Source organism: Lacisediminihabitans changchengi (assembly GCF_016634425.1).
GTDB lineage: Bacteria > Actinomycetota > Actinomycetes > Actinomycetales > Microbacteriaceae > Lacisediminihabitans > Lacisediminihabitans changchengi.
On sequence record NZ_JAEPES010000004.1, the window covers coordinates 462,533 to 481,944 of the forward strand.

The 19,412-nt window shown below is 64.8% G+C and carries 17 protein-coding genes, 1 tRNA gene and 1 pseudogene; 6 read left to right on the top strand and 13 right to left on the bottom strand.

The annotated features are described in order from the left end of the window. Positions 1–280: 280 nt before the first annotated feature. Positions 281–1,720 carry an MFS transporter gene (locus IV501_RS13380; protein WP_200556814.1) on the top strand — a complete coding sequence of 480 codons (1,440 nt, stop codon included), beginning with the start codon at positions 281–283 and terminating at the stop codon, positions 1,718–1,720. A gap of 138 nt (positions 1,721–1,858) precedes the next feature. On the opposite strand, the gene IV501_RS13385 is transcribed toward IV501_RS13380, so the two are convergent. The 7 genes and pseudogenes from IV501_RS13385 to IV501_RS13415 form a co-directional block, all read right to left on the bottom strand. Continuing rightward, positions 1,859–2,077, bottom strand: coding sequence for a YozE family protein (locus IV501_RS13385; RefSeq protein ID WP_200556815.1), 219 nt, complete (start codon positions 2,075–2,077; stop codon positions 1,859–1,861). 372 nt (positions 2,078–2,449) lie between these two features. Further along, a pseudogene (locus tag IV501_RS13390) lies at positions 2,450–3,352 on the bottom strand (prenyltransferase); the annotation flags it as partial. After that, positions 3,310–3,630 carry a lycopene cyclase domain-containing protein gene (locus tag IV501_RS13395; protein ID WP_200556817.1) on the bottom strand — a complete coding sequence of 107 codons (321 nt, stop codon included), beginning with the start codon at positions 3,628–3,630 and terminating at the stop codon, positions 3,310–3,312. The pseudogene IV501_RS13390 and the gene IV501_RS13395, both read right to left, overlap by 43 nt. Further along, positions 3,627–3,980, bottom strand: a complete 354-nt coding sequence (locus IV501_RS13400; RefSeq protein WP_200556819.1) for a lycopene cyclase domain-containing protein — start codon at positions 3,978–3,980, stop codon at positions 3,627–3,629. Before IV501_RS13400 ends, IV501_RS13395 begins: the two co-directional genes overlap by 4 nt. Beyond that, complete coding sequence (gene crtI / locus IV501_RS13405; protein WP_200556820.1) at positions 3,980–5,533, bottom strand: phytoene desaturase family protein; 1,554 nt, start codon at positions 5,531–5,533, stop codon at positions 3,980–3,982. The genes IV501_RS13400 and crtI overlap by 1 nt, the downstream gene beginning before the upstream one ends. Next, positions 5,530–6,414 (bottom strand): phytoene/squalene synthase family protein, encoded by an 885-nt coding sequence (locus IV501_RS13410; protein ID WP_200556821.1) that lies wholly within the window; start codon positions 6,412–6,414, stop codon positions 5,530–5,532. Before IV501_RS13410 ends, crtI begins: the two co-directional genes overlap by 4 nt. A 10-nt stretch (positions 6,415–6,424) precedes the next feature. Then, complete coding sequence (locus IV501_RS13415) at positions 6,425–7,495, bottom strand: polyprenyl synthetase family protein (protein ID WP_200556822.1); 1,071 nt, start codon at positions 7,493–7,495, stop codon at positions 6,425–6,427. A gap of 22 nt (positions 7,496–7,517) precedes the next feature. Between IV501_RS13415 and idi the strand changes: the two genes are divergently transcribed. Beyond that, positions 7,518–8,036 carry an isopentenyl-diphosphate Delta-isomerase gene (gene idi / locus IV501_RS13420; protein WP_200556823.1) on the top strand — a complete coding sequence of 173 codons (519 nt, stop codon included), beginning with the start codon at positions 7,518–7,520 and terminating at the stop codon, positions 8,034–8,036. 10 nt (positions 8,037–8,046) lie between these two features. Here idi and dcd read toward each other — a convergent pair whose 3' ends face one another. Next, positions 8,047–8,646: a dCTP deaminase gene (dcd, locus tag IV501_RS13425; protein WP_200556824.1), complete on the bottom strand. Its 600-nt coding sequence runs from the start codon at positions 8,644–8,646 to the stop codon at positions 8,047–8,049. Between the two features lie 76 nt (positions 8,647–8,722). On the opposite strand from dcd, the gene IV501_RS13430 reads away from it, so the two are divergent. The 3 genes from IV501_RS13430 to IV501_RS13440 all read left to right on the top strand — a co-directional run bounded on the left by IV501_RS13430 (position 8,723) and on the right by IV501_RS13440 (position 10,917). Then, on the top strand, positions 8,723–9,649 hold the full coding sequence (locus IV501_RS13430; protein ID WP_200556825.1) for an ABC transporter ATP-binding protein: 927 nt from the start codon (positions 8,723–8,725) through the stop codon (positions 9,647–9,649). Further along, positions 9,646–10,698 (top strand): ABC transporter permease, encoded by a 1,053-nt coding sequence (locus IV501_RS13435; protein ID WP_307812290.1) that lies wholly within the window; start codon positions 9,646–9,648, stop codon positions 10,696–10,698. The genes IV501_RS13430 and IV501_RS13435 overlap by 4 nt, the downstream gene beginning before the upstream one ends. Before the next feature lie 145 nt (positions 10,699–10,843). Beyond that, positions 10,844–10,917, top strand: a tRNA-Gly gene (locus tag IV501_RS13440). Between the two features lie 35 nt (positions 10,918–10,952). Here IV501_RS13440 and IV501_RS13445 read toward each other — a convergent pair. Next, positions 10,953–11,798 carry a hypothetical protein gene (locus IV501_RS13445; protein WP_200556826.1) on the bottom strand — a complete coding sequence of 282 codons (846 nt, stop codon included), beginning with the start codon at positions 11,796–11,798 and terminating at the stop codon, positions 10,953–10,955. A gap of 281 nt (positions 11,799–12,079) precedes the next feature. On the opposite strand from IV501_RS13445, the gene IV501_RS13450 reads away from it, so the two are divergent. Further along, positions 12,080–13,795 (top strand): ABC transporter ATP-binding protein, encoded by a 1,716-nt coding sequence (locus IV501_RS13450; protein ID WP_307812291.1) that lies wholly within the window; start codon positions 12,080–12,082, stop codon positions 13,793–13,795. 18 nt (positions 13,796–13,813) lie between these two features. On the opposite strand, the gene IV501_RS13455 is transcribed toward IV501_RS13450, so the two are convergent. From IV501_RS13455 to IV501_RS13470, 4 genes are all read right to left on the bottom strand, one after another. Further along, complete coding sequence (locus IV501_RS13455; protein WP_200556827.1) at positions 13,814–16,060, bottom strand: beta-galactosidase; 2,247 nt, start codon at positions 16,058–16,060, stop codon at positions 13,814–13,816. Positions 16,061–16,116: 56 nt separating this feature from the next. Continuing rightward, positions 16,117–16,953 carry a carbohydrate ABC transporter permease gene (locus IV501_RS16430; protein WP_200556829.1) on the bottom strand — a complete coding sequence of 279 codons (837 nt, stop codon included), beginning with the start codon at positions 16,951–16,953 and terminating at the stop codon, positions 16,117–16,119. A 99-nt stretch (positions 16,954–17,052) separates the two neighbouring features. Beyond that, positions 17,053–18,018 carry a carbohydrate ABC transporter permease gene (locus IV501_RS13465; protein ID WP_200556831.1) on the bottom strand — a complete coding sequence of 322 codons (966 nt, stop codon included), beginning with the start codon at positions 18,016–18,018 and terminating at the stop codon, positions 17,053–17,055. Continuing rightward, positions 18,015–19,319, bottom strand: a complete 1,305-nt coding sequence (locus IV501_RS13470) for an ABC transporter substrate-binding protein (RefSeq protein ID WP_200556833.1) — start codon at positions 19,317–19,319, stop codon at positions 18,015–18,017. The genes IV501_RS13465 and IV501_RS13470 overlap by 4 nt, the downstream gene beginning before the upstream one ends. Positions 19,320–19,412 lie beyond the last annotated feature (93 nt).

A 19,412-nucleotide genomic window follows, 5' to 3' on the forward strand; every position in this document is an offset into this window, starting at 1 on the left:
CGGGCTCTCCGGCCGTCTTCGTGCCGTCGCCGTCCAGGTCGTACCAGACGGTGTCGCCGATGCTGCCCCGGACAGGCGGTGGCCCCGTCGGCGGGAAGCTCGAACGTGGGCGCGGGTAAACGGGTATTCGGGTGACTCGGGTGAATCGGGTTCTAGCTGAAGTTATCGGACCGGAGAGCCTCATGTGTAAGCAAACGCATCAAACTCCCCACAATTGGGGGCAGGGCCGAAATCTCCCCGGTTCGCTCGCGAATTTACCGGTCCCCACTACCCTGTGGGCATGAGCGACACGACGCCGAGCGTTCCCCAACCTGCAAAGACCGGAGCGATCGCCGTCGCCGGACTCGACCTGCAGGAGGGCAAAGTCATCCCCCGCCGCTGGGTTGCGGCCTGGGCATTCTGGGACTGGGGCGGCGCCGCATTCAACGCCGTAATCACGACCTTCGTCTTCACGGTCTACCTGACCAGCAGCTACTTCGTGTCCCCCGGCATCGTTGCGGCGCGGGATGCGGAGAAAGACACCGCCGGGGCCGCGCATCGCGCGTACACCGCGGCAGAGGCATCCCTCACCTCGCAGCTCGGCTTCGGCCTCGCCATCGCTGGCATCGTCGTGGCGCTGATCGCCCCCGTGCTCGGACAGCGAACGGATGCCTCGGGCCGCCGCAAACTCTGGCTGGCGATCAATACCGGGGTCGTCGTGGTCATCACCGCCCTGATGTTCTTCGTCGAGGGCAAGCCAGCGTTCTTCCTGCTCGGCGTCGCACTGGTCTGTGTCGGGACCGTCTTCTACGAGATCGCCACGGTCAACTACAACGCCATGCTGGTGCAGGTCTCCACCCCGAAGACGGTGGGTAAGGTGAGCGGCCTGGGCTGGGGGGCCGGATACCTCGGCGGCATCGTCCTGCTGCTGATCGTGCTGCTCGGCCTGGTGGGATTGTCGGCCGGGTCAGGCGGACTGTTCGGTGTTTCGCATGACGACGGCCTCAACATCCGTCTGATCGCGGTGATCGCCGCTGCCTGGACGCTGGTGTTCTCGCTTCCGGTGCTGTTCACCGTGCCCGAGATTTCGGTCGCCGAACGCCGGGTGAAGGTCGGGTTCTTCCAGTCCTATGTCGTGCTGGTGCGCGACATCTCCCGCCTCTGGAAGGAGAGCCGCAACACCGTCTACTTCCTCATCGCCAGCGCGCTGTTCCGCGACGGGCTGGTGGGCGTGTTCACGTTCGGCGGCATCCTGGCGCAGGGCACGTTCGGCTTCTCGAGCAGCCAGGTGATCATCTTCGCCATCGCCGCGAACGTGGTCGCGGGAGTCAGCACCTTCATCTCGGGGCTGTTCGACGACCGCTTCGGCGCCAAACCGGTGATCGTGGTGTCGCTGATCGGACTGCTGGTCTCGGGGCTCGGAGTGTTCTTCGCTCACGACGGCGGACAGACCGCGTTCTGGATCGGCGGCCTGCTGCTCTGCCTCTTCGTCGGCCCGGCCCAGTCGGCCAGCCGCAGCTTCTTGGCGCGGGTCACCCCGGCCGGTCGCGAGGGCGAGGTGTTCGGCCTCTACGCCACGACCGGGCGTGCGGTGAGCTTCCTCGCTCCCCTGTTGTTCTCGGCCTTCGTCGCGATCGCGGGCGCGCAGTACTGGGGCATCCTGGGCATCATGATCGTGTTGCTCGCGGGACTGCTGCTGCTGATCCCGGTGCGCGCGATCTCGTCCCGTCGCTCTGAGTGAGGTGCGCACTTACCCCTAGTAAGTTGCACGGTCGAGTGGTTATTTCGGGCTCAGAACCACTCAAATGTGCAACTCGGTGCTCGCGGGTCGGTACTCGCGGGTCAGTGCTCTATGGGTCAGCGCTCGCAGGTCGGTGCTCTACGGGGCGACGTGCTTGCCCTCGAACTCTTCCCATGCGCGCTCGAACGCGACGCCGTTGTGCTTCGGTTCCGACGCCGAGGTGAACCAACCCTCGAAGATCGCCTTGTCGCCGTGGGCGGGAAACCGCGGATCCTTGGCAACGGATGCCGCCAGCTCACCCACCTCGTCGCGTCGCTCGGCCTGCTCGAGCAGCCAGTCGTGAAAACTCTCGGTCATGGGTAACCCTCTCCGTCGAATGCGCAGTGCTTTCCTTCGAATGCGTAGTGCCCACTCTGCTCGCACTCGCGCCCGCTGACCAGGGGTGCACGAGAGCCGGGCTCGCGGCCTCCGCCGCCGATTGTGCCCGTTCGTCGCGATTGTGCCGGCTCGAGCAGGCACAACTGCCTCGAACGGGCACAATCGGAGCCGGTTTGGCCAACTCGTCGCCTAACCTCAGCGCGACACGCACGCGGAGAAGTGCTGCGCGAGCGGCGAGCCACCGACGAAACCGAAGTCGGTGCCGTTCGTGAGCGGCGCGTACGAGCCGGAGTAGCGCGTCTCGAGCGGGGCGTACGCGGTCCACCCGAAGGTCACGGTGCATGGCGTGAGCACCCAGAACCAGATGAGCAGCATCGTCACCAGAAACCCGGTGACGAAATTGAGAGCCAGGAATTTGCGCCAGCCGCGGTTGGCGCGTTCGGCCTCGTCATCCGTGAGGTTCCAGAACGGCGCGACCACGAGCGCGTAGGGGATGAGCAGTATGGCGGCCAGCGGCCCGGGCCAGAGGGTGAACAGCAACAGGATGCCCGCGGCGACGTAGGCGAAGAACGACAGCCGCACGGTCAGTTTCGCCCCGATCACCGTGGCGATCGACGAGATGTTCGCCTCGCGGTCGGCGACGATGTCTTGCACCGCACCGAACGCGTGCGATGCCATTCCCCAGAGGAAGAACGCACCGAGCAGACACCACAGCGACGGCCGGAACCAGAACTGCGCGAAGATTCCGGCACCGAGCACGACGCCGTAAACGGCGGGCGAAACGAAGTGGGTGGCCGAGGTGATCGAGTCGAGGAACGGACGCTCCTTGAACCGCAGCTTCGGCGCGGAATAGGCGATCACCGCAAAGACGCTGATCGCCAGGACCAGCCACGACAGCGGTGTGCCGACGATCACGAGATATACCAGGAACGGAATGTTCGTGATCACCGCGGCCCAGAGGGTTATCCGGTGTACCGCCGGATCGAGCAGAGCGCCCTCGACGCCGCCCTTGCGCGGGTTGCGCAGGTCGGACTCGTAGTCGAACACGTCGTTGATGCCGTACATGGCGAGGTTGTAGGGGATGAGGAAATAGAGCGTGCCGATGACGAACGTCGCGTCGACCTCGCGGGTGACCAGCAGGTAGGCGGCCGCGAACGGGAACGCCGTGTTCACCCAGCTGAGCGGGCGGGAGGAGACGAAAAGCTGGCGGATCACTGTTCTCCCTCCCGACGACGGGGCGCGAGCAGCACCCACAGCGACGGCAGCAGCAGCGCCGCGGCGAGAGCGTAGGCGAAGTCCTCGAGCGGGGCGATGCCGATGAAGGCGCCCGAGATCTTCGCGGCGTCGTACCCGACGAGTCCGATGCCGATCATCACATTGTCGAACACCGCGGTGAACACGAGAAGGATCAGCAGGGTCAGCAGAACGGATGCCGCCCCCCGGCGCAGCGAGCGCCTCGCCCGGACGAGGGAGAGAGCCCCCACCACGGCCACCGGGATGAGAAAGAGGAGGTTGAGCTGCCAGTAGCTCATTTCGTACCGGGTTTCGATACGCGTCCTCGCGCGGGCGCTCGGTCGCTACTCAACCGACGGGCAGCCCCGAACAGGTTCATCGTGAGATAGCAGAGCAGGGCGAGGAAGAACAGCTCCTCCACCGGCAGCTCCGGCGCGAGCACGAGGCCCGTCATGAACGACGTCTCGCCGCGGAAGAAGATGCCGAGACCGATACCCGACAGGTCCCAGGAGAGAAAGAACAGCACCCCGACGACCAGCACGATCGCTGCGCGCACGGGCCCGCACCAGAAAAACAGTCGAAACCGTCGATCGAGCATCACCATGCCGAACAGCGCGATGAGCAGCCCGAGCAGATAGAGAACACCCATCAGACCGTGCGCTGCAGGGGTTCGGCCATCGGCTCGGTCGACGTGTCGTGGCGCAGCCGCTTCACCAACACCTCGGCGCTGATCAGGCACATCGGCAGACCGATGCCGGGGATGGTCGAGCCACCCGCGTAGAACAGCCCGCGCACCTTCTTGCTGCGATTACCGGCGCGGAACATCGCACTCTGCCCGAGGATGTGCGCCGGGCCGAGCGCCGTACCGCGCCACGAGTTGAGGTCGTCGACGAAGTCCGCCGGGCCAACGGCCCTGCGCAGCACAATGCGCGAGGCGAGGTCGGGAATGCCCGCCCACTCCCCGATCTGCTCGATCACGCGGTCGCCCACCGCGTCGAGGTCGGCCCCGTGCCCGAGTGAGGGGTCGGCGGGTATCGGCACCAGAACGAACACGTTCTCGTGCCCGGCCGGCGCGACGGTCGGATCGATGCCGCTCGGCTTGCAGACGTAGATGGATGCCGGGTCGGGAATAGACGACTTCTTACCGAAGATCTTGGCGAAGCCCTTCTTCCAATCCCGCGCGAAGAAGAGCGTGTGGTGCTCGAGCTCGGGCAGCTCGCCGCTCACGCCCAGGTAGAGCAGCAGCGCGCTCGGCCCCGGCACCTTCTTGTCCCAGTACGACTGCGGAAAGGTCTGCTGCGCAAGGGGCAGCAGCTGCGTCTCGGTGTGGTGGAGATCGGCGGCTGAGACGACGATGTCGGCGGCCAGCGTGTGGGTCTGGCGCGCAGCATCCGTATAGTCCACGCCGGTGACACGGCCATGATCGCTGAGAATGCGGCGTGCGCTCGCTCCTGTCACGATGGTGACGCCCTCCGCGCGGGCGAGACCGGCGATCGCCTCGATCAGGCGGGTGAAGCCGCCCATCGGGTAGAGCACGCCGCCCTCCAGGTCGAGGTGACTCATCAGGTGATACATGCTCGGAGCGATATATGGCGAACTGCCGAGGAAGACCGCGGGGTACCCGAGAATCTGGCGCAGTCGACGGTCTTTCACCGTGCGGCCGACGAGACGCGAGAGCGGGCTCAGCAGAAGCCGGACCAGCGTTCCGAGCTTGCTCACGACATCCCGGCGCAGCAGCGGACGGATGCTCGCGAAGCTCGTGTACAGAAAGCGCAGCTTCGCGATCTCGTACGTCTCCCGCGCCGACTCGAGGTAGCGCTCCATGCGGGCCCACGACTTCGGCTCGATCGCGGCGAAGGTGTCGAGGTTCTCCTCGCGCGACGCGGTGATGTCGATCGGCTCGGCGACCCCCTCGAACAGCACCCGGTAGCCGGGGTCGAGGGTCACCAGCTTGAGCTGCTCCTCGGCAGTGGTGCCGAGGAGCTTGAAGAAGTGGTCGAAGACCTCGGGCATGAGGTACCAGCTGGGGCCGGTGTCGAAGCGGAAGCCGTCTTTCTCCCACGAGCCGGCCCGCCCGCCGAGCTGATCGCGCGCCTCGATGAGCGTGACGGAGTGGCCATCGCGGGCGAGGAGCGCCGCGGAGGCGAGTCCGGCGATGCCTCCCCCGATGACGACGATGCGACTGGCGACGAGTTTGCTCACGAGCGGGGAGTCCGTCCTGCGAGAGCACCCGCGGCGATTCGGAATTTCACGGGGTCAGGCACTCGCACGCGGGAGCGTACGAGTTGTTCGGCCGGGGTGGCACGCAGCCGCACCGCGAGTTCGGTAAACAGGCCCTGAGCCAGGGCGACCGCTCTCCGTGACGACGACGGTAGGAGCGGGATGACTGCGGCCGACTCACGCAGGTCGGAGTCGATATCGTCGAGCAGCCGCAGCTTGTCCACCTCGGCGAAGGAGTCGACGTTCACCCCCGGGAAGTAGCTGCGGCCAAGCGTCTCGAAGTCCGCGGAGAGGTCGCGCAAAAAATTGACCTTCTGAAAGGCGGCCCCGAGCCGGCGGGCGCCGTGCATGAGCCGGGCATCCTGCTCGTCGGTGAGGTTCTGGCCGAGCAGGAAGCTGCGTAGGCACATGAGGCCGACGACCTCGGCCGAGCCGTAGACGTAGCGGTCGAAACTTTCCTGGTCGTGCTCGGTGGCGGTGAGGTCGGCGCGCATCGACTCGAAGAACGGCCGGGTGAGGTCGGGGGTGATGCCCGATTCGCGCGCGGTGCGGGCGAAGGCGTGAACGACCAGGTTGGCGCTGAAGCCGCGGGTCATGGCGGACTCGGTCTCAGTCTCCAGTTCGTGAAGCACGCCGGCCGCGTCGAGCGGGCTGAGGCCAGCATCCGTCGCCGGCCCGTCGACGATCTCGTCGGCCACCCGCACCAGCGCGTAGATGTTCTCCACGTGCCGTCGAACCGGCGGGGCCAGCAGCCGGGAGGCGAGACCGAACGAGGTGGAGTAGCGACGGATCACGATGGACGCCGTCTCGTCGGCCACCCGATCGTAGAGACCCAGTCCGGTCTGGGCTGTGATGCGGGTCATGCGCTGCGCCTCATTTGATTCGACCGAGCAGGTCGGCGGCGAGCGGCTCGAGCTCGGCACGGAGCGCGGCGGGGATGTCGGTGGTGCGCAGGTGCGCCAGGGCCTCGTTCGTGTAGTTGCGGGCGAGCCCCTCGGTGAAGGCACGGCATCCCGAGCTCTCCAGCACGGATCGGATGTAGTCGGCCTCGTCGTGGTTCAGGTCGGGCTTGCCCACCAGGTGCTCGATCAGCGGCCACTCCTTGGTGCTGGTGGCGTAGGCGATCAGCACGGTGCGCTTGCCCTCGCGCAGGTCGCCGATGGTGGTCTTTCCGGTCTGCGCCTCGGAGCCGAAGACCCCGAGCAGATCGTCGACGATCTGGTAGGCGATGCCGATCTCGCGACCGAACCTACCCAGGCAGTCGACGGCGTCTTCGCTCGCTCCGGCCAGAACGGCCCCGGCCTGCAACGGGCACTCGAACGAATAGACGGCGGTCTTGAACCGCTCCATGGTGATCACGTCGTGCACGCGCGGCACGTCGGTGGTGGTGGAGAAGTCCACATCGATGAGCTCGCCAGCAGCGGAGGCGAACAGCGCCTCATCCATGATCTCGAGCAGCCGGGCGCGCACGGTGTCGCTTGCCCCGCTGCGGTCGATCAGGCGCAGCGAGTTGAACAGGGCCAGATCGCCGGCGATGACGGCGGCCGAGATACCGCGGTGCTCTGCCCGCGGAATCGGGATGCCTGCGGTCGTCGCGATGTCCCGATAGCTCCCCGAGACATTGGGGGCGCCGCGCCGGCTGAAGTCCCGGTCGATGACGTCGTCGTGCACGATGAGGGCGGTGTGCAGCAGCTCGAAAGCGGCGCCGACGTACGCGGCGGCCTCGGCATCCGTTCCCCCGAAGCCGTCGTAGGCGGTCATGACCATGCGCGGGCGAAAGCGTTTGCCGCCAACCGTGTTCGACTCGAGCGTTTCCCAGAGCCTCACGTAGTCGGCGCCGAAGCTGGTCGCGCGGTTCTTGGCTAGGCTGAAGAAGCGATCCAGCACGGCGTCGACCTGGGCCTGTCTCTTCGATGAGACTGTCTCAAGCTCATGGCCGGTCATTTTTACAGGCTATCGGACGGTCATGGTTACAGACACGGAGTTGGTTGTTCTGGTCGATGATCGGGGCACCCCCGTCGGCACCGCTGATAAGCGAATAGTGCATTCGACGGAGACTCCGCTGCACCTGGCGTTCTCCTGTCACGTCTACAACTCCGACGGTCTGGTACTGGTCACCCGGCGAGCTCTGTCGAAGCTGACCTGGCCCGGAGTCTGGACCAACTCGTTCTGCGGGCATCCCGCACCAGACGAATCGATGGAGCAGGCGATCGCCCGCCGCTCCGCCTTCGAGCTCGGGATCACCGTCGAGTCGATCGAGCTGGTGCTCCCCGACTTCCGCTACCGCGCGGTCGACGCCTCGGGCATCGTCGAGAACGAGATCTGCCCCGTCTTCCGCGCGGTGACGACGGATGCCGTGGCAGCCAACCCCGACGAGGTCTCGGAATTCGCCTGGCTGGCCCCCGACGCCCTGCGCACGTCCGTCGCCGCTGCGCCCTTTGCGTTCAGCCCCTGGCTCGGCTGGCAGCTGCAGCAGCTCGGCTAACGGCGCGCCCTCAGTCGAGCTGCGACTCGTCGCGCGAGATCTGCGTGAGGTGAAAGTTCTGGAACGAGCGCGACGCCGTCGGTCCGCGCTGCCCCTGGTATCGGTTGCCGTAGGTACCCGAGCCGTAGGGGTTCTCGACCGGCGAACTCGTGCGGATGAAGCAGAGCTGGCCGATCTTCATCCCGGGCCAGAGCTTGATCGGCAGGGTAGCGACGTTGGAGAGCTCGAGGGTCACATGCCCGCTGAAGCCCGGGTCGACGAATCCTGCCGTGGAATGGGTGAGGAGGCCCAGGCGCCCCAGGGAGCTCTTTCCCTCGAGACGGGCGGCCAGGTCATCCGGAAGCGTCACGGTCTCGTAGGTGGAGCCGAGCACGAACTCCCCGGGGTGCAGGATGAACGGCGCATCTGGAGCGGTCTCGACCAGGCGAGTCAGCTCGGGCTGGTCTTCGGCCGGATCGATGAACGGGTACTTGTGGTTGTCGAACAGCCGGAAAAACCGGTCGAGTCGCACATCCACACTCGACGGCTGGATCATCGCGGGGTCGTACGGTTCGAGTCCCACCCGTCCTGAATCGAGTTCGGCCCTGATGTCACGATCCGAGAGCAGCATGAGGCGAGCCTACCGAGCAGACGCGCCGGAGTCGTCACTGCGACGCACGGTGACACGACCTGACTATGGTGAGCAAATGACAAATTCTGGCGGGATCGTCGCCCGCGGGCTCGCCCGCTCCTTCGGCACGGTGCACGCGGTCACCGACATCAGCTTCACGGCAGAGCCCGGCCGGGTCACCGGGCTCATCGGGCCCAACGGATCGGGCAAGACGACCCTCATGCTGATGCTCGCCTCGCTGCTACGCCCGGACGCCGGCCAGGTGTTGATCTCGGGAATCGACCCCACGCTCGATGCGGAAGGCGTGCGCGCCCGGATGGGCTGGATGCCCGACGCGCTCGGGTCGTGGAGCGTGCTGACCGTGCGCTCCGCGCTCGAGACCACCGGGCGTCTGTACCGCATGGACCGTGTGCGGGCCGCCGAGCGGGCATCCGAACTCCTCAGTCTTGTGGGTCTCGCACAGCTCGCCGACCAGCCGACGCGGGTGTTATCTCGGGGCCAGAAGCAGCGGCTCAGCCTGGCCAGGGCTCTGGTGCACGACCCGGAGGTTCTACTGCTCGACGAGCCGGCATCCGGTCTCGACCCGATAGCACGGCTCGATCTGCAGCGCCTCGTGCGCGGCATGGCGGCCGAGGGCAAGACGGTGCTGATCTCGAGCCACGTGCTTGCTGAGCTCGACGACATGGCCGATGACGCCGTCTATGTCGCGGACGGAGCGACGGCATCGGTCGAGCGGGTCGCCCAGGCGCGCAGCTCGTCGCGGCTCTGGCGCATCCGCGCCGCGGAGCGCGAGCCCCTGCGCGCGGCGCTGGTGCACCACGGCGACGGACCGGTGAGGGATGATCGCGGCGACCTGCTCGTGCCCGTGGCGAGTGAGGCTGCCGCCGCCGACCTGCTGCGCGCCCTCGTCGCCGCAGACCTCTCGATCAGCGTCTTTGCACCGGCCGTGGGCGACCTCGAACACACCTTCCTCGATCTCAACCGGACGGCGGACAACGCGTGAGCGACTTTCTGAACGGCGTCGGCGTCGTGTTCTCCCTGGAGATGCGACAACGGGTGCGCGGCACCGCGTGGTACATCATGCTCGCGGTGTTCTTCGTGCTGATCTTTCTGGTGACCGGAATCCTCACCGCGGTATTGCAGGGCACGATCTCAGACAGTGACGAACGAGCAGGCGCCAGTGCCTTCTCCACGATCATCTACTTCGTGCTGCTGCTCGGCACCCTGGTCGCCCCCGCGCTCAGCGGCAACGCGATCAACGGGGACCGGGATGACGGCACGCTCGCCACCCTCCAGGTCACGCTGGTTTCGCACTGGCAGATCGTGGTCGGCAAGTTCCTGGCCGCCTGGGTCACCGCGCTGGCGTTCCTCGTCGCGGCGCTCCCGTTTCTCGTCTTCACCATCGTCCGCGGCGTCGCCCCGCTGACGATCCTGGTCTCGGTGCTCGTGCTCGCTCTCGAACTCGGCGTGGTCGCCGCCATCGGCGTGGGCCTGTCCGGGCTGATCGTCCGCCCGCTGTTCTCGATCGTTCTCACCTATCTCGTCGTCGCGGTGCTCAGCCTTGGCACTCTGATCGCCTTCGGACTCGGCGACCTCGTGAACCAGAGCCCGACGGTAACGAAGGTGTACTCCTCCACGGCCGTCGGTGACGACGGCACCGCTCTGGAGTGTGCATACACCGGCGAGGAGACCGGGACGGCGGTGCGGTTCGATCGGGTCTGGGGGCTGTTGGTCGCGAACCCGTACGTGCTGTTGGCGGATGCCGTGCCCGCCGATCGCTCGCAGGCCTACCCCTCCGATCTGTTCGGCATCATCAAGTTCGGAGAGCGGTCGGCGCAGCTCCCCCCGAAACTCACCCTCACCCAGAACGAGTGCACCGGCGATTATGGTGCGCCGCAGGTGTCGTACCGGAAGGCGATCGACTCGACCGTGCCGGGCTGGCTGGTCGGGCTGATCATCCAGTTGGCGCTCGCAGGGGCAGCGCTGGGCGGAGCCGGGCTGCGGCTGCGCACGCCCGCCGGTCGCCTCGCGAAGGGCAGCCGGATCGCCTGACGAAGCAGGCTGACCGCAGTGGCGGGCGAAACTTTCGTCGGCCTGGGGCTGCTCGTGGTAGGTGGTGGACTCGCCTATGCGTCCCTGCGACTTCGCCGACGCAAGTGATCGGCTAGGGTGTTTATGGTCGGCTTCTGGCCGATTCGCGAGTGTAGTTCAATGGTAGAACTCCAGCTTCCCAAGCTGGTAGCGCGGGTTCGATTCCCGTCACTCGCTCCACTTTCTTTTTCACTCTCGGCGATGTCACTGCCGGATCATCCCCCGGCGTTGGACGTCTCGATTACATCGATGTCCACCCACCACCGCAAAGGCTCCTCGCGCTGGAGGATTGCGGCGGCTCCGTTGCTCACGGCCTTGGCGAGCGAATCGGCGAAGCCGAGTGCCGGCTCGATCGCCACCACCGCCTGCGCTGCGTACGCAGCATGGTCGAACCACAGGCCGAGGTAACGAACGTCATTGGACCAGCGCATTCGTAGGCTGACCCCCTCCGGCCGAACGAGCGTTGCGCTCGTCGCGATCATCGACGGGTCCACGTAGACCTTACGGAATCCGCCCGGCGCGACCGAGTCGAAAGACGCGAGAGCGGATGTCCAGGGAAGGGGGGGCTGAGACTCGGCGAGGATATCGACCACTCGCGTGATTCCACCACCGAGTTGGACGTAGCTGCCCGCGGGTGCGACGAACTGCGGATGCGCCGCCCACAGGAAGGGAACGCGGTCCCCGGCAGCCCGGGCGACATACGACAGTCGAATCCCTCCGAATGGCGATTGCTCGACGGTTCGTTCGAGCGAATACGGCCAGGATGTCCCGTTGACCGACGTCCTGTTCCCATCCTCCGACCAGGCGACGTCCCAGAGGTCGCCGTGGTCGGGGAGCTCTCTGCCCTGAACCGTGCATGCGTCGATCGTCGGCGCGCATTCGTCCCACCCTGCCATCTCCGCCTGGCCGAAGGACCGTCCCGGCCCCACGTTCGGTCGGGTCGTCTGTGACAACCACTCCCGACCATGCTGATCGCGAAGGCTCACGAACTTTGCGCCGCGCGACGGCACCCATGTGATGGTGAGGCCGCCCTGTGCCGTAAAGCTTCGCCGAAGTGCCATGATCGCGAGCGTATCGACGATCGCGAAGCCGATGCCCGCGGGCGTGAGGCACCGATCAATCGTCCATGTCTGGGAGTCGGTTGCACCATGTGCCCCGACTGGTTCGCCTCATAGGGTTACTACTTCGTTGACACTACAGACCGTCGGACTCTGCCCCTCATTTCAGCGGCACTTGATCAATGACTAGGCACATGGGCACCTCTGACCGCCACTCCACGAAATCCCCATCTGACCCGAAGTGCGTCCCTACCTCAGGGATGGTGCTGCGCGCCCAGCGACCGATGTCATCCCTGATCCGGATGCTCGGGACCTATCGGTGGAGCCTCGTTGTCGTTGCACTGATCTTTGTCGTGAAAGACAGCTCGCTGTGGCTGCTCCCCGTGATTACGAGCAAGGTCATCGACGCTGTCGTCGCGGGCGGACCGGTCTCCACGATCGCGGTACTCGGGCTGATCGGCGGGCTCCTGCTTGTGCAGGTCTATCCGCTTCACGTGCTCTTTACCCGCGTCTACATGGGCGTAGTTCGCAACCTTGCGGCCGGGCTCCGCAACGCGCTCACCGCGAGGCTTCAATCTCTCTCTATCGGCTACCACGGCCGCACGAGTGCGTCTGTCATCCAGAGCAAGGTCGTCCGCGATGTCGAGAACATCGAGCTGATGTTCTCGCAGATCGGAAATCCGCTCGGATCGGCGATCGTCGTCTTCACCGGGGCCGTGGTCACCACCGCCATCACCGTCCCGCAGTTCCTGCCGGTGTTCGCTCTGGCGATTCCCTGCGGAATCGCGGTCTGGTGGATCCTCCGTCGACGCTCTCAGCTCCGAAATGAGGTCTTCCGTCGGCAGATGGAGCACTTCTCTCGTCGCGTCGGCGAAATGGCGACTCTCATGCCGATCACCCGGGCTCACGGTTTGGAGGATGTGGCGATCGATCGCGTCGCTCTCAGCGCGGAGGGAGTTCGTCGTGACGGACTCAGTCTCGACATGGTGAACGGTCATTTCGGCGCGCTGAGTTGGGTGGTCATGCAGCTCCTGGCGCTCGGTTGCCTCATTGGCGCCGGCGTCCTCTCCGTGCTCCACTGGGTGCCGATCACGGTCGGCCAGGTCGTGCTTCTCAGCACCTACTTCACTACTCTCACGGGCACGGTGCTGACCGTCCTGAGCTTCATGCCCGTCGTCTCCCGTGGACGCGAGTCCGTCAAATCGCTCGCCGAGGTTCTCGAAGAGCCCGACCTGGAACAGAACGCGGGCAAGCGTGAGGTGGATGACGTGCTCGGGTCATTCGAGCTGCACGATGTTGTCGTGAATTATGGCGACAACTCCCCCAACGCCCTGGATGGGGTGACGCTCTCTGTGCAGCCCGGAGAGACAGTGGCCTTCGTCGGTTCATCCGGCTCCGGCAAGTCGACTCTGATCAACATGCTGCTCGGCTTTGTTCGACCCACGAGCGGGCGAGTGCTGCTTGATGGTCAGGACATGCAGGATCTGGACCTTCGCACCGCTCGGCGGCGAGTCTCTGTCGTACCCCAGGAGTCGGTCTTGTTCGAGGGCTCCATCCGTGAAAACGTCGCCTACGGGCTCAGCCATGTCGGCGACGATGACATACGAGATGCCCTCCGAGAAGCCAACGCATGGGAACTGGTGACGAGTCTTCCCGATGGCTGGGACACGGTCGTGGGCGAGCGTGGGGCTCGCCTCTCCGGTGGCCAGCGTCAACGAATTTCCATTGCCAGAGCGATAATTCGGGACCCTCGCGTGCTGGTGCTCGATGAGGCCACTAGCGCCCTGGATGCCCAGTCGGAACAGGCGGTGCAGGAGGCCCTGGAGAGGTTGATGCGAGGACGGACAACCCTGGTCGTCGCGCACCGCCTGTCCACGGTCATGCACGCCGACAGGATCGTGGTGCTTGAACGTGGCCGCATCGTCGAAGTCGGAACTCATGAACAACTCGTCCAGGCGGGTGGCCGATACGCCAAGCTGTGGGACCTGCAGTTTCGCTGACCTAGTCGGACAAGCCGCCTACCAGCTGGTAGGCGACCAGCGCACCGACGTGACCTGCTCGACTGTTCTGATCGCGCACAGGCTGCCGGCAGCGTCAACCCGGGCGCGTGCTCCCGGATCCAGGTCGATGACGCTCTGGCTCGCGATCGGGGAGATGTGCAGCGTCAGCTCGCGATCCGCCGGGATGTGGGAGATGTCTACGCGCCACACCAGCCCGTCCCAGAACTTGTCGGCAAACAGTTCACCGTCGGCTCGAAGCTGTGCCACGTCACCGTCGAAATCGATCACGATTTCGACGCGATCGCCATCATTCAGCGCGCTCGTTAAGGGCCTCGCAATGCGCCACACCCCTGCCACCGCATCGAACTGCTCATCGGTCGGGGCAGAGGATCGACCCGCGAATTCGCCGTAGCGACTCGGCGCATCTCCGGCGCCCGCGACCTGCTGGAACGGCAGGCTGGTCGTTTGCGGGAGCGAATCAGTGGCCACTTCTACCGCAACCCAGTTCCCATCCACCCAGCGCCTCACATCCGGCGTGGAGGAGGCGCGAACGACCAGCGACCCCTCCTCAAACCACACGGCCTCCGCCGAGTCGATCAGCTCGGACGGGAAGTACCAGAGGCGCTCAGCCTGCGCGTCGTCGATCACCAGGATGCGCAGAGAATCGGAGACGACGAAGGTCTCACCGACCACGAGGTCCCGAGGAGAAGCCTCGAGACCCGCGAACATGATTCTGGGCTCGACGCCATCGTGCGCATGGAGCACCAGAGTCGGGATGGGCCCATCGATCAGTCCAGCCAGACTCGCCGTAGCCCAATCGATGGTTACACCGGCGATGTCCAATCCGAGAGGCCACCGCGCGATCAGACCGCTCGGGATGTCGATGGGACGATCGGGGATGACGCGCGCACCGTCCGCCGTCGCGATGGTCAGCTGCACGCCTTCCGCGGCCGCGAGCGGTTCATACGGCTGGTGCGTGTTGATGAAGACGACGCCCTGGGTGCCATCGCTGCGAACGGCCCACCGAAGCGTGCGGAGGTCGTGCACCGACACCGGCGCACCGTCGGGCAGAGAGCTGTACATATCGGCAAGCCGCTCGCCGAACGCGGCCAAGAAAGCATTGTGTTCTCTGAACAACGCGAGTCCTGAGCCCGGTCGTCCGGTGCTTCCGACCGCCGCCTGAAAGTCGTAGTCGAAGCGCGGCAAGTCGTTCGGGTACCCGGTCGAGTGCGATTCCTGAACGTGGTCTACAGGATTCGTGCCTCCCGCATACATGTAGAAGCCTTGCCAGAGGGAGCCGTTTCCGATCTTGGTGTTGGCGACGGCGGCGATGTCGCGGCCTCGAGCCAACGGGCGCCGGTGATACGCCGTGGCCATCCCGCCTCCCAGTTCGCATGTTGCTGGGGGAAACTCCGGGTCGACAGGTCGCACGAGAATCTCGACGCCCTCTTCCCGCTGGTCGCCGCCCACGCCCGGGTCGTCCCAGACATGCGTGAACGTGAAGTGGTCGCGGAAGCTGTCGTCCCAGACGGAACCCTGGTCAGCCCAGAACCCATCGGCGTAGCCGCTGTACAGCGGAAACACTTCGTGTTCGGGAAGAATCGCTCCGCCCCAGCCTGTGGCCGTCCAGAGCGGGGCGGAGAAGCCGACCTTGCGGGCCAACTTTTTGAGCGTCGCGATGTGTTCGGGCTGGTCGTAGAGCTCGTTTTCGAGCTGGATGCCGACAATGCGCCCATCCGGACCGCAGAAGCTCCGCACCTGCTCCGCGACACTGGCATACCACCCCTCTGCCAGTCGGAGATAGTCAGGATCGTTGGTTCGAGAGTGCGGCGCGGCCTCGAGCACCCAGTCAGGGAATCCGCCATTGCGGACTTCACCGTGACACCACGGGCCGATTCGAAGAATCACGTCGAGCCCGACTCGCTCTGCCGCACCCAGGAACGCCGCGACATCCAGATTGTCCTCGAAGCTGATCTGGCCCCGCTCTGGCTCGTGATGAATCCAGAACATGTACGTCGACACCATGGTGATGCCCGACGCCACGAGCAGTCGCAGCTCTTCCTCCCAGCGCTCGCGCTGAACGCGGCTGAAATGAAGCTCTCCGGCTACGGGGATGGCGGGACGCCCGTTGATCTCCATCCAGCGACTCGTCAGTCGTACACGAGAGTGACGGTCGACGTCGTTGCTCATTGCCGGCTGAGTGAGCGGCGGCCGATCGTCGCGCAACTGCACGCGGTACGAGGGATTCGGGTCGATTGACGTCATGGCTGTCCTAGGTAGCTAAGGGAAAAATGGTTGAGGGGCCTGAAAACTTGCGCGTGCTAGCCCTTGACGGATGACCCGACGGCCGAGCCCATGAAGTACCGCTGCGTAAAGAGGAAGATCACAATGATCGGCGCGATGTACATCACGGCTGCTGCCGCCTGGAGCGTGAGGATTCCGGAGCCGTGTGCGTCGAGATAGCCGGCCGCGGTCGCAACCGAGAGCGTGGTGTTGTCGTAGTTCAGAAGAAGCGAGGGGGCTAGGTAGTCTCCCCAGGTCCACGTGAACGACAGCAGCATCGACGTCAGAATCGCCGGCCGGGCGAGGGGGAGAAAAACCTGCACGAAGGTTCGAATCCAGCCGGCTCCGTCGATAATCGCCGCGTCTTCCAGCTCCAGCGGAATGGTGCTGAAGAACTGACGGAACAGGAAGATGAGGTAAGGGGTGCCGGCAAGTCCCCAGAGAACCCATGGCCAGTAGGTACCCACCAGCCCGATGCGCGAAAACAGAACGTACGTGGGTATCAGCGTGGCGATCGCCGGAATCATCATCGTGGCGATGACGACGTTGAACAGGGCGCGCTGACCCGGTGCACGCATGCGCGCAAAGGCGAATCCGACGAATGCACTGCTCGCGGTCGACAGCACACTCGTGATGAGCGACAGGAGGAGGGAGTTGCGAGCAAAGCCGAGGAAGTCGATGCGGGTCAGAGCATCGACGAAGTTGGACCACGCCGGCTTGGCCAGATTGAGCAACGACAACGCCCCGTCGGAAATCTGGGCTGGCGTTGCCAGGGCAACGAGGATGATCCAGATGAACGGAATACCGAACAGGGCGATCGCGAGGATCACGAAGATGTACACCCACGCGGACGCCTTCTGGCTCTGCTGAGTCACTTCACGTCGGCCTGCGCTCCGTGGGCGCCGAGCAGCGATTGCCGGCATCGGGGCGGTGGGATTTTCCACGAGTTGAGTCATTGTGATCCTCGGCGATCGCTACTGGTTGTTGTCGACTTGGTAGAACACGAATCGGCGGCTTAGGCGCTGGAGAATCAGCGTGATGGCGAGAATCACGATGAAGAAGATCCAGAGCATGGCCGACCCGAAACCAAACCGGTGGTTGAAGAAGAATTCGTTGTAGACCTGGACCATGTAGAGCGTCGAGCTCTGAGGGACCAGCGCCGAAGACGAGACTCGGTTTGTCTCGGCGAGAAGCAGAGGCTGCACCAGCATCTGGAGCGACGCGATGATGCCCGTAATCACCTGAAAGTACAGAACCGGCGAAATCAACGGGATCGTGACATTCCTGATGATGCGCAGGGTTCCCGCACCGTCGAGCCGAGCCGCCTCTTCGAGCTCAACCGGCACGTCTTGCAGCGCGGCAAGGGATATGACCATGCCGCCACCAAGGCCCCAGAGGGTCATCACGATGAGCGCGTAAAAGGCGTATGGATCGGACAGCCATGTGGTCGGACCGATTCCGAAGAAGCTCAAGATGCCGTTGAGAAGGCCGGCATCCCGGTTGAAGATGAGCCTCCACATGATGGCGGTAGCGACGACCGGAACGACGGACGGCACAAAGAAGATGGCCCGGACGACGCCTCTCGCCCGGATCCGTCGGTTGACCAGGATCGCGAGGAAGAGACCTCCGGCCACGCTCAGAGGCACGACGATCGCGGTATAGCCGAGGGTGCGGAGCAAGCTCAGCCACACCTGAGGGCTCGAGGTGAAGATCTCGATGTAGTTGCGTGCACCAACGAATCGCCAGAGGCTCGAGGCCCCGTCGTAGTTGGTGAAGCTGACGATGAGCGCGTACAGCACCGGCGCCAACGTGAGCAACACAAATCCGAGGATCCATGGCGACACGAAGGCGTAGAAGGTGCGGGTCGGGTAGCGGCGCCAGCCACGGCTGCGGGGCTTTGTCCCCGCAGCCGTAGCCAACGTCAATGTGGAGCTCGTCACCCGAGCTGATCCTTGCCCTGAACGAGAAGCGTATTCATCTGGGTCTGGAGCGACGATGCGACCTGCTTCGCCGTCTCGCCACCCTTGATGGCGTTCTGCAACTCCTTGTCGAGCAGGCCGTTCCACTGTGAGAACGAGATGTACGGCGAGTCCTGAAGCGGAACGACGTACTTCACTTCGGTCTTCGCGAGCTCGACCGCCTGCTTCTGGTACGACTCCTTGTCAGGGATGAGCTTCCAGAGGGACTTCAAAGCGGGCAGTCCCCATCCACTCGATGCGCGGTCGACCGCCGGCTTGCCTGCCATGAAGTACTCCATGACCTTCCACGCTGCGTCCTTGTTCTTCGACGCCTCCGGGATCCATCCACCGACACCACCGAGCACCGGGCTGATCCGCTTTCCGTAGGTGGGCGCCGGGACCAGCTGGGCCGTCTTTGCAACCGTCGCGCCATCCGCGGTAGCCAGGTTGCCACCGAACCAGAATCCGTCCATAGTCGAGGCCATTTTTCCGTTCATGAACGACGGAGCGTCCTGCCCGTCGGCAAGCGGGTTCAGCGTCGTCGGACCCACACCCGCTTTGCCATAGTCGATGAGCCACTGAATCGCACGAAGCCCTTCAGGCGTGTCGATCTGCGCCTTGGTCAAAGCAGTGTTGAAGATGTGGCCACCTTGCTGCTCGACCATGGTCTGGAATTCGCCACCGATGCCCCATTGCCACTCGATACCGAGAGGCAACTCGATCCCCTTGGCTTTGAGCTGCTTTGCCGTGTCGAGCACGGCATCCCAGCTGGCCGGGGTGCTCGTGCTGAGCGGCGCAACGCCGGCCTTGTCGAAATTGGCCGTGTTCTGCCAGATCGTCGCGTCCGGGCTGTAGTCCTTGATAATCCCGTAGATCTTGCCGGTACCGCGGGTCTTCCCGTTCCAGCGCCACAGGTTGTTGACCGACTCCAGGTCGGCCGTCTTCAGCACCTTGCTCTTGGCCAGGTAGCCGTCCAACGGCGCTGCAAGCCCGCGGGCGAAGAGGTTGGCGCTGGGTGAGCCGCGGACGAGGTCCGGCGGGTTTCCCGCGGTCTCCATCGCGTTCAACCGGTTCTCGTCGTACTCGATGAACTTGATCTTGATTTTCGGGTTCTTCTGCTCGAAGTCCTTGATGTATGCGGGCGTGAATTCGTTGCTTGCCCACATAACCGTGACCGTCGAAGACGCGTTGCTCGGCGTCGAAGCCGCACAACCCGTCAGCGCGGCGGCCACCGCAATGGTGAGAGCACCAGCCGCAAGACCCATGCGTTTTCTGATGGACATCTATGTCCTCTTTCCTCTATTGGCTACGTTATTGCTAGGTATCTGCGCGCTGCACTGCGCAAGGACAAACCGCCGACATACCGGTTACCAGAC

Excerpts from the sequence above, each read along its gene's own strand:
- IV501_RS13415 (WP_200556822.1), bottom strand. The coding sequence starts at position 7,495 with ATGACCGGCCATGAGCTTGAGACAGTCTCATCGAAGAGACAGGCCCAG.
- IV501_RS13410 (WP_200556821.1), bottom strand. The coding sequence starts at position 6,414 with ATGACCCGCATCACAGCCCAGACCGGACTGGGTCTCTACGATCGGGTG.
- IV501_RS13470 (WP_200556833.1), bottom strand. The coding sequence starts at position 19,319 with ATGTCCATCAGAAAACGCATGGGTCTTGCGGCTGGTGCTCTCACCATT.
- IV501_RS13450 (WP_307812291.1), top strand. The coding sequence starts at position 12,080 with ATGTCATCCCTGATCCGGATGCTCGGGACCTATCGGTGGAGCCTCGTT.
- IV501_RS13445 (WP_200556826.1), bottom strand. The coding sequence starts at position 11,798 with ATGGCACTTCGGCGAAGCTTTACGGCACAGGGCGGCCTCACCATCACA.
- dcd (WP_200556824.1), bottom strand. The coding sequence starts at position 8,646 with ATGCTGCTCTCGGATCGTGACATCAGGGCCGAACTCGATTCAGGACGG.
- IV501_RS13400 (WP_200556819.1), bottom strand. The coding sequence starts at position 3,980 with ATGGGTGTTCTCTATCTGCTCGGGCTGCTCATCGCGCTGTTCGGCATG.
- IV501_RS13395 (WP_200556817.1), bottom strand. The coding sequence starts at position 3,630 with ATGAGCTACTGGCAGCTCAACCTCCTCTTTCTCATCCCGGTGGCCGTG.
- IV501_RS13380 (WP_200556814.1), top strand. The coding sequence starts at position 281 with ATGAGCGACACGACGCCGAGCGTTCCCCAACCTGCAAAGACCGGAGCG.
- IV501_RS13455 (WP_200556827.1), bottom strand. The coding sequence starts at position 16,060 with ATGACGTCAATCGACCCGAATCCCTCGTACCGCGTGCAGTTGCGCGAC.
- IV501_RS13385 (WP_200556815.1), bottom strand. The coding sequence starts at position 2,077 with ATGACCGAGAGTTTTCACGACTGGCTGCTCGAGCAGGCCGAGCGACGC.
- idi (WP_200556823.1), top strand. The coding sequence starts at position 7,518 with ATGGTTACAGACACGGAGTTGGTTGTTCTGGTCGATGATCGGGGCACC.
- IV501_RS13430 (WP_200556825.1), top strand. The coding sequence starts at position 8,723 with ATGACAAATTCTGGCGGGATCGTCGCCCGCGGGCTCGCCCGCTCCTTC.